Raw genomic sequence first — 9,133 nt, forward strand, 5'->3', positions numbered from 1 at the left:
AAGACTGCCGGAACCCGAAAAACTCGGGGAGAATAGGAGATACAGCGTACTTTCAGCAGTGGAATCATTAATTAAAAATTAATCAACCAAAACCCGGGAGGTGAGGCCGATGATACCCGTTAAGGTTAAAGAGATCGCCTTCGATACAGCGATGAACCCTGTGCTGCTCCTGGCCGACGAAAAAAACAACCGGATGCTGCCTATCTGGATCGGGCCATTTGAGGCCCAGTCGATCGCGTTAGCGCTCGAAGGCGCAAGCCTCGGCCGCCCGTTAACGCACGACCTCCTGAAGACGATCTGCGACCGAACCGGCGCAAAGGTAGCGAGTGTCATCATCAGCGACGTCCGCGACGGCACTTATTACGCGGAGCTTCATTTACAGGTGAACAACCAAGAGATAGTGATCGACTCCCGGCCGAGCGACGCGGTAGCCTTGGCGCTACGCACCGTAACCCCGATCTATATCACCGAAAAGGTGGCTGACTACGCCCTAATGCCCGAAGAACTGTACAGTCAGGACGCAAGCGAGGAAACCAGGATCAGGAGGTTATCCAAAGAAAGAAAGCTGCACTGAAATTGCGAAAGCGGGGCGCAAAGCCCCGCTTCTCTTTAACCGCCTGACTCCCGTCGCGCTTTATGGCCGCGCATTTTGGCCGTCTGGTTTTCCTTGTTCCTCCCCAAGTCTCCTTTTTACCGGCTGAGCGCCGTCACGATGGTAAGCAACCCTAAGATGCCGCGGTACCAAACAAAGACGTTGAAACTACGGGTAACTACAAAGCGCAAAAGAAACGCGATCGCTGCAAAACCGGTAATGCCGGAAATAACCACCCCTACCCAGAAGGGGAGGGTCAGGTCTTGGGCGCCGATATGCCGCAAACTGAAAAGGCCAGCCCCTAAAATGATCGGTAGGGAGAGGAGAAAAGAAAAACGCGCCGCCGCTTCCCGGTCGAGCCCCAGAAAGCGCCCCGCGGCAATAGTAGCTCCGGAACGCGAGACTCCTGGTACTATAGCCAGCGCCTGAGCTAAACCGATCAAGAACGCTTCGCGCCATCCCACCTGCCAGATGCCCCGGGCGCGTGGCCTCCGGTGGTCCGCCCAGTAAAGGATCAGCCCCATAAAGATAAGCATCAGACCGATAAGCCCAGGAGCACGAAAGGTGGTTTCCGCGTACTTTTCGAGCACCATCCCGGCCAGGCCCCCGGGTACGGTCGCCACCACCAGGTACCAGAAAAGTCTGCCCTCACGGCTCCGCGTACCTCTTAGACCATGGGTGGCGAGGATAAGCCAATCGCGCCAGAAATAAGCGATAACCGCCACCAGAGTACCGAGATGAAGTGCTACATCGAAGCTCAAGCCCGGGTCGGGCCACCCAAAAAACCAAGGGGTGAGCACTAAGTGCGCCGAGCTCGATATCGGCAAGAATTCCCCAAGTCCCTGAACAATACCTAAAACGACCGCCTCGGTGATACTCAACTCAGAGCCCCTCGTTCTAAATGAACCCAGCCGACCCAAAGCCCATACCTAAAATCTAACGCACAAGACCCCCTCTGTCAACCATTTTCCCGCGCCCCCTTCTTCTGCGCCACCCGCGATAGGAAGCGCGCCTCATCGACAATAAAACGCTCGTGCGTGCCACGGCCGATTACCTCCACAGCATCCCGGGCCTCGACCACGAATACGAGCCGCCGCCCCTCAATCCCCACTAACTCTGCCGTGGCAGTTACTTCCATCCCCACCGGGGTGGCCGCCACGTGCTCAAGCTCAACCCTTGTCCCCACCGATGTCTGCCCTTCTTCCAGCGCCCCTGCCAGCGCCGCTACCGCTGCCGCCTCCATTACCGCCAATAGCCGGGGCGTTGCTAAAACCGGTACCGTCCCGCTCCCCTGAGCTATCGCCGTATCCTCGCTACGAACTCCGGCCCGAACGGTACCTTTAAGCCCCCTAACAAGCTTCATCTCTACCTCTCCCTACTTCGAAATTACCATAACCCTCTGTAATGGAGATAGCTCTTTAATTCCTTCAACGTATAAATCCCTCTTTCCTCTAGCAGCGATAGCACCCGTAAAAAAAGCCGGGCGTGGATAACGGCGTCACCGAGCGCCGAGTGGCGGTGGACAAGCGGCACCCCGTAGAAACGTGCGGCCTCGTCGAGTTGGAAGTTTTCCCAGTTGGGGTTGAGTGCCCGGATGAGCGTCAACACGTCAATAACCGTGGTCCTTTTAAGCTTTAGGCCGAAAGGCCGTAGCGCCAAATTCAAAAAGGCGAGGTCGAAATCGGCATTGAACCCTACGGGCACCCCCTGACTCAAGAAACCAAGAAACTCAGGCAGAACCTTTTCCACCGGCGGCGCCGTTGCCACGAGACTATCAGCAATTCCGGTGAGTCGCACCGTTTCCAGGGGGATCGCACGTCCCGGATTTACCAAGCGTTCAAACCTTTCACCGGTAACCTTTCCTTCCTCTACCAGCACCGCACCGAGAGCCGTAATCCGGTCGCCGCCGAAGGGGTAAAGGCCAGTGGTTTCCAAGTCAAAGGCTACGTAGGTGAGCTCGCCAAGCGGTACCCCCGTTTCCCGCCACCTGTTCAGCTCGTCTACAACCATCCTTATTTCTTCCGCCCGGCAATTCGCCCGCCGCAGCCGGATGCGAAAGCTATCGAAGACCTGCAAAAGATGATAAACCCGCGACAAGCGCTTCACCCCAACCGTTTGCCACCGTCGCGCCCCTTTACACCCGGAAGCTCATGCGGGTGAGGTACTGCAGCCGGGAAGCCACAACTAGCGCCTCGCGCAAGACGTTGAGCTCCCGGCGGGTCAGCTGCCGGGGATTGATGTAGTTCGAAGGTTTTAGCCCCCGGCTGAGCCGTTCTAAATTAAGGCGGAGACGGAGCATCATCACGTTATCGTAAGCCAACCCGAAAGCTTCGGCCTCTTCCGGCGCGAAAACGTTGCGCTCGACCAGCCCGCGAAGACGGTCGAAAGTCGACGTCGCCGCAATTTTTTCCCGCAACGCAAAAAGACGAAGGCAATCCACAAAATGAATCAGCACCGCGCTCTTAAGGTCGACCTCATCCTTATGTGGTCCCGACTTCTCCGGGACAATCTGCCGGAACGGATTAAGCGGGATCTTCTTCGTCACCGCGTCCCGGGCCAAAAAGTGCAGGATAACCTCTTCCGCGGTGAGCCACTGAAAGATAGCTTCCCACAAACTCGCAGCGAGGGAGAAACGCCCGTATACAGGGCGAAAATCAAAGAAAATCGTCATTTTGCGGAGCCATTCGCCCTGAGGTTGGCGCATCCATCCCCGCACTGTTTGCAGCCACTCCGGGTACGACTTGCACCACTCCGGGTTATTAGCCATCACCTTCCCCGGACAAGGCGCAAAGCCGAGCTCAACCAGACCCGCAACTACCTTCTCGCCGAGCGCCAAAAAATACTCCTGGAAAGCGGCCTCTTGCCCGGGAGGAGGAACCTCGTAAATGAGCGCGTTATCGAGGTCCGTGCGCACCACCTGTTCGCGCCGCCCGCTGCTCCCCATATTAAGCCAGCAATAGCCACAGGGTGCTCGCCCTTTCCCCTCCGCGTACAGCTCTTCCTCCGCCAAAAAGAGCAGGCGGGCTACCAGCCGGTCGTAGAGCTCCGAGACAAGCACGCCGGCCTCAGCCGCCGTTGCCTGACCGGCGACCAGACCGGAAACCAGGCGGTCAATCTGCTGCACTGCCGCCCGTAAGGCCCGGAAATCGCGCGCCCGGTCAATGGTCGTCAAGGCGCTTAGGGCGTCCACATTCTGCGTGCGAACCAGGTCGGCCAGGGTAACCATTCCCCGGACCATACCGCGCTCCGCAACGATTACGTGCTTGAGCTGCCGCTGGACCATCGCTAACAGCGCCTCTTGGAAAAGGGCATCCGGCGGCAGAATTATGGGCTTGGGCTCCATGATCTCTTTCGCCCGCAGCCGCTCTGAACCCGGGCGGTACGCGGCTAGCACTTTTTTCACCAGGTCCTTCTCCGTAACGATACCTACCGGGCTGCCGCTTTGATCAATGACCACTACCGAACTCACCTGCTTGTTGCTGATCAGCTGCGCTACCTCGGTAGCGGTATTATCCTCGCAGCAGGTTACTACAGGAGCGCTCATGATTTCGTAGAGCCGTTTCCGGAAGGGCCGCTCCCCACCCTGCCCCCCTACGAGACACTGTTCCCGGATGACTCCTTCCCAGAGGTGCTTCATCCGGTCGGCAAGCATCCGGCTGAAATATCCGGCAAAACGCGGGCTGGTCGCCATCAACTCTTCAAAACAGCGCCGCGGCACAAGCAGGCAACAGGTTTCTTCCACCGCCCGTGTCGAGGCCGGGTAGGCTTCGTTAGAGAAGAAGACCGTTTCGCCGAAAAATTCCGGCGGCCGGCGCAGGCTCACTGTCTTTTCCTCACCCGTACCTGTCGGGAGCAAAATCTCTACGAGACCGGAGACGACAATGAAAAGAACCTCCTGGGAGGGCTCGCCCTGCCGGAAAATATAACTTCCTTTCGGGTAGACCCGGAGCCCGAATTCCCCGGCACATTTTCGCAGCACCGTCTCCGTTAATTCAGAAAAAGGCGGCGTCTCTTTAAGTAACGCCAACGTATCAGCCACGCTATCGCTTCCCGGAGGCCAGCGTTAAACGTTCAGCGTTCGGAAAAGCGGCAGGGCCGGGTCTCAAAAGCAAGACCCGGCTCAACCGCTAAGAATCGTCCCGGGGGCCGCGCGGGAGAGGCGCCGTATCACCCCGGCAGGACCTCCTATTCGGCGCCCAGAGCAAGATAGGTCCGGACCTTCTCCGCCTCAAACCGGTTTTCGGCTTCTTTCTCCGGCGTAAGTAAGGAAACAACGAAAGCCGTGATGAAACTCGCAGTCATAGAGACAATAGCCGGATTTTTCAGCGGAAAGATGGGAGCGGGATGCTTAAATACATCCACCCAGACCGTAGGACTCAGAATGATAAGCGTTGTCGCCAGAAGCGCCCCCACGATGATTGAGGCCGTAGCGCCAGCCGTGCTGAGCTTCCGCCAGACGATGGAGAGGAAAAGCGCCGGGAAGTTCGCGCTGCACGCCACCGCAAAGGCCAGCCCGACCATGAAGGCCACATTCTGTCCTTTGAAAACGATACCAAGGATCACGGCCAAGATACCAACAAGAACGGTCGCCACCCGCGCCACTTTGACCTGCTCCATCTCGGTCGCTTGGCTGCCCTTTACCACGTTAACGTATATGTCGTGGGAAAGGGCCGAGGCCCCAGCCAGCGTTAGCCCCGCGACCACTGCCAGGATCGTGGCGAAGGCCACCGCCGCGATAAACCCAAGGAGAGGCGTGCCGCCCAAAAACTCCGAAAGAAGGAGCGCTGCCATGTTGCCGCCTTTGTCAACGGTCCCGATAACTTCCCGCCCGACCAGTACCGAAGCGCCAAACCCAACCAACGGGATGATGCAGTAGAAGTAACCAATAAAGCCAGTCGCGTAGGCCACCGATTTCCGGGCTTCTTTCGCGTCCGGAACGGTATAAAAGCGCATCAGGATGTGCGGCAAGCCTAAAAGACCGAACATTAGCGCCAAGCCCAGTGAAACCGCGTCGAGCGGGTTACTCACCAGCCTTCCCGGCTCAAGTGCCGCCTGCCCGTACTTAGCGGCCACCGCCGCGTAAAGCGCCCCCGGTTGGAAACCGAAGCGGGCCAGCGTCAGGAGCATTAGGAACGTTACCCCGGCAAGCAAGAGCACCGCCTTGATGATCTGCACCCAGGTAGTAGCAATCATCCCACCGAAGAGAACGTAAACCAGCATCACGGCGCCCACGATAATGATCGCGGTTTCGTAAGAGAAGCCGAACATCAACTTGATGAGGTTGCCCGCGCCGACCATCTGGGCGATCAGGTAAAAGGTTACCGTCAAAATACCGCCGATGGCCGCCGCAATCCGGATGGGCCTATTTTGCAGCCTGTAAGCCACGACGTCAGCGAAGGTGTACTTACCTAAATTACGGAGTGGTTCAGCTACCAGGAAAAGTAACACCGGCCAGCCAACAAGCCAGCCCACCGCGTAGATCATCCCGTCGAACCCTTTAAGCGCAACCATCCCCGCAATACCGAGAAACGACGCCGCGCTCATGTAGTCACCCGCCAACGCCAAGCCGTTTTGAAAGGCGGTTATACTCCGGGCTGCGGCGTAGTACTCCGCCGTCGTCTTTGTCCGGCGCGCCGCCCAGTAAGTGATCACCAGCGAAATACCGACAAAAAGTAGAAAGAAGAGTATGCCTGAAGTTGTTGGTTGCCCCAGTGCGCTCGGCATAAAAACCCCCCGTTTGCCTAGTTATCAAGCGATTTTCTCAGGTATTCGACCCTGGTATCGTAACTCGAATTGGCCCAGAAAACATAGACCAGCGTGAGAATGAAGGAGAAGACGATCACGGCTACCGCTAACGGAATCCCCAGAGTCGTAACTTCGCTGATCTTACGAGCCAAAGTCCCTTTAGAATAACCGATCATCAAGACGAACCCGTAGTAACTCACAAATACCAAAAGCGTAAGGATACCGGCTACCGCCCAGCGAGACCGTACCAGACTCTTAAACTCATGTAACTCCTCAATCTTGTGAAGATCTTTCATTTAACCTTGACCCTCCTTAACTCTAAACTTGCCAAACCATATTAAAAACTCATCTAAAGCCCTTGGTCCCTCCCTTCACTAATGAATGGCGCTGCTACCTATTGGCGTTGGGGATAGCGGGTTTCTTCCCGGGAAGATTGTGAAACCTTGTTTCAAATTTTCGGGGATTATAAACCGCGGGGCAATACAAAAAGGCCCCAAGGATTAAAATGGGGCCCGAACGGTGCAATGCCGTTCGGGCCTAAACCTACCGGTCGCTGATGCCTGCATTCAGGCCTCTTGCGCCCCGTACTTCGTCTTTAACTCCGCAATAACCGCCGGATCGGCAAGGGTCGAGGTGTCACCGAGCACCCGCCCTTCGGCGATATCCCGCAGCAGCCGCCGCATAATCTTGCCGCTGCGGGTCTTCGGCAGCTCGGCAGTCAAGAAGACGTCGTCCGGCCGCGCAATCGCCCCGATCTTCTTGGCCACGTGCGCCTTAAGTTCCGCTTCGATCTCTTTGAAACTCCGTTTCGCCGCTTTTAACTCCTCAAAGGCCCGGGCCTTTAGGGTAACAAAGGCCGCGACCGCCTGACCTTTAATCTCGTGGGATTTACCGATTACCGCCGCCTCGGCCACCCACGGATGGTCCACCAGGGCGCTCTCTAACTCCATCGTGCTAAGCCGGTGCCCGGCCACGTTAATCACGTCGTCTACCCGGCCGAGAATCCAGTAGTAATTGTGGTAGTCGCGCTTTGCACCGTCCCCGGTAAAGTAATATCCCTTATCCTTGAACCTGGCCCAGTAGGTGTCGATGTAGCGCTGGTCGTCGCCGTAAATCGTCCGCAGCATCGCGGGCCACGGCTCCTTGATCACCAGCAGCCCACCCTCCCCAAGCAGCACCGGGTTGCCCTCTTTGTCTACTACCTCTGCCTCTACACCCGGAAGCGGTACGGTGGCCGAACCGGGCTTGAGCGGTGTAATTCCGGGCAGAGGACTGATCATGATCATCCCCGTCTCGGTCTGCCACCAGGTGTCGACAATCGGGCAGCGTCCGCCACCGATATTTTCGTAGTACCACATCCAGGCCTCCGGGTTGATTGGCTCGCCGACCGTCCCGAGGAGCCTGAGGGTGGAGAGGTTGTGCTGCGCCGGCCACTCCCGTCCCCACTTCATGAAAGCCCGGATCGCCGTCGGTGCCGTGTAAAAGACGGTGACCCCGTATTTCGCGATGATCGCCCAGAAGCGGTCCTGCGCCGGCCAGTCCGGCGCCCCCTCGTACATAAGCGTAGTCGCCCCGTTGGCGAGCGGCCCGTAAATAACATAACTATGTCCGGTAATCCAGCCGATATCGGCGGTGCACCAGTAAACGTCGCTGTCCTTGATATCAAAGACCATCTGGTGGGTGGTGCTGACGCCTACCAGATAGCCCCCCGTGGTATGCACCACGCCTTTAGGCTTACCTGTGGTGCCGCTCGTGTAAAGGATGAAGAGCATATGCTCGCTGTCCAATTCTTCCGCCGGGCAACCGACGGGGGCTTTCGCCATTAATTCGTGGTACCATAGGTCCCGGCCTTCTTGCATATTTACCTCCCGGCCGGTTCGCCGCACGACGACAACCTTTTCCACGGTAGGCGTTTGGGAAAGCGCCGCGTCCGCGTTGCTTTTAAGCGACACAATCTTTCCCCGCCGCCAACCACCGTCAGCAGTAATCAGAACCTTGGCCCCCGCATCGTTGATCCGGTCGCGCAGCGCCTCCGCACTAAAGCCGCCAAAGACGATACTGTGCGGCGCACCAATCCGGGCGCAGGCCAGCATCGCGATCGCTAGTTCCGGAATCATCGGCAGGTAAATCGCCACCCGGTCGCCAGTTCCGACCCCAAGCTCCTTCAGCACGTTAGCGAACTGGGTAACTTCCCGGTAAAGGTCCCAATAGGTGAGAACACGACTGTCGCCCGGTTCCCCTTCGAAGATGATCGCTGCCTTATTCCGCCGCCAGCTTTTCAGGTGCCGGTCAACACAGTTGTAGCAAGCGTTGAGCTTGCCCCCTACGAACCACTTGGCGAACGGCGGATTCCACTCCAGCACCCGGTCCCACTTGCGGAACCAGTCGAGCCGTTCGGCTTGCATCGCCCAGTAGAGCTGAGGATTGGCCCGTGCTTCGGCATAAATCTCCTTGCTCTTCACATTCGCCTGACGCGTGAACTCTTCGGGCGGGTAAAAGATTCTTTCTTCCTCCAGCAGAGTGTCGATAGTTGCCTCCTTAGCCATCCCGCTCTCCCTCCCCAAATGATGCCTCACATTACGAAACAGTATGTTAAAATTATAGGATTAGAAGGGAGCTAACGGAAATGTTTAGCGGTTTAAAGGCAACAAATACGCCGTGAAAGGTCAGAAATGCGACTTAAACAGATGCTTATGGGGAAGTAAAAGGTAAGATAACCAAGTTTGCTTATAGATTTAATAATTGTTCCACGATATGAAACATTAGTTGGGCAACTCAGAAGCTAACGGCTACCTT

8 protein-coding genes are annotated in these 9,133 nt (G+C 57.1%); 1 reads left to right on the forward strand and 7 read right to left on the reverse strand.

The window, feature by feature from the left end; all coding sequences use genetic code 11:
• Positions 1-109 precede the first annotated feature (109 nt).
• Positions 110-574: a bifunctional nuclease family protein gene (locus tag ACUVTA_RS07015; RefSeq protein WP_445952243.1), complete on the forward strand. Its 465-nt coding sequence runs from the start codon at positions 110-112 to the stop codon at positions 572-574.
• 116 nt (positions 575-690) lie between these two features.
• Here ACUVTA_RS07015 and uppP read toward each other — a convergent pair whose 3' ends face one another.
• From uppP to acs, 7 genes are all read right to left on the reverse strand, one after another.
• Complete coding sequence (gene uppP, locus ACUVTA_RS07020; protein WP_445952244.1) at positions 691-1,473, reverse strand: undecaprenyl-diphosphatase UppP; 783 nt, start codon at positions 1,471-1,473, stop codon at positions 691-693.
• Between the two features lie 77 nt (positions 1,474-1,550).
• Entirely contained in the window at positions 1,551-1,955 is a 405-nt protein-coding gene (locus ACUVTA_RS07025; RefSeq protein WP_445952245.1) for a thioesterase family protein, read from the reverse strand.
• 23 nt (positions 1,956-1,978) lie between these two features.
• Positions 1,979-2,698, reverse strand: coding sequence for a 3'-5' exonuclease (locus tag ACUVTA_RS07030; RefSeq protein WP_445952246.1), 720 nt, complete (start codon positions 2,696-2,698; stop codon positions 1,979-1,981).
• 28 nt (positions 2,699-2,726) lie between these two features.
• Positions 2,727-4,631 carry a DUF294 nucleotidyltransferase-like domain-containing protein gene (locus ACUVTA_RS07035; RefSeq protein WP_445952247.1) on the reverse strand — a complete coding sequence of 635 codons (1,905 nt, stop codon included), beginning with the start codon at positions 4,629-4,631 and terminating at the stop codon, positions 2,727-2,729.
• A 146-nt stretch (positions 4,632-4,777) separates the two neighbouring features.
• Positions 4,778-6,316, reverse strand: a complete 1,539-nt coding sequence (locus ACUVTA_RS07040; protein ID WP_445952248.1) for a sodium:solute symporter family transporter — start codon at positions 6,314-6,316, stop codon at positions 4,778-4,780.
• A gap of 17 nt (positions 6,317-6,333) precedes the next feature.
• Positions 6,334-6,633, reverse strand: a complete 300-nt coding sequence (locus ACUVTA_RS07045) for a DUF485 domain-containing protein (RefSeq protein ID WP_445952249.1) — start codon at positions 6,631-6,633, stop codon at positions 6,334-6,336.
• 270 nt (positions 6,634-6,903) lie between these two features.
• The gene (gene acs / locus ACUVTA_RS07050; protein WP_445952250.1) at positions 6,904-8,883 is read right to left on the reverse strand and encodes an acetate--CoA ligase; all 1,980 of its coding nucleotides are present in this window, start codon (positions 8,881-8,883) and stop codon (positions 6,904-6,906) included.
• Positions 8,884-9,133: the final 250 nt, after the last annotated feature.

This window comes from Thermodesulfitimonas sp., assembly GCF_052743955.1.

Excerpts from the sequence above, each read along its gene's own strand:
- ACUVTA_RS07040 (WP_445952248.1), bottom strand. The coding sequence starts at position 6,316 with ATGCCGAGCGCACTGGGGCAACCAACAACTTCAGGCATACTCTTCTTT.
- ACUVTA_RS07015 (WP_445952243.1), top strand. The coding sequence starts at position 110 with ATGATACCCGTTAAGGTTAAAGAGATCGCCTTCGATACAGCGATGAAC.
- ACUVTA_RS07025 (WP_445952245.1), bottom strand. The coding sequence starts at position 1,955 with ATGAAGCTTGTTAGGGGGCTTAAAGGTACCGTTCGGGCCGGAGTTCGT.
- ACUVTA_RS07045 (WP_445952249.1), bottom strand. The coding sequence starts at position 6,633 with ATGAAAGATCTTCACAAGATTGAGGAGTTACATGAGTTTAAGAGTCTG.
- acs (WP_445952250.1), bottom strand. The coding sequence starts at position 8,883 with ATGGCTAAGGAGGCAACTATCGACACTCTGCTGGAGGAAGAAAGAATC.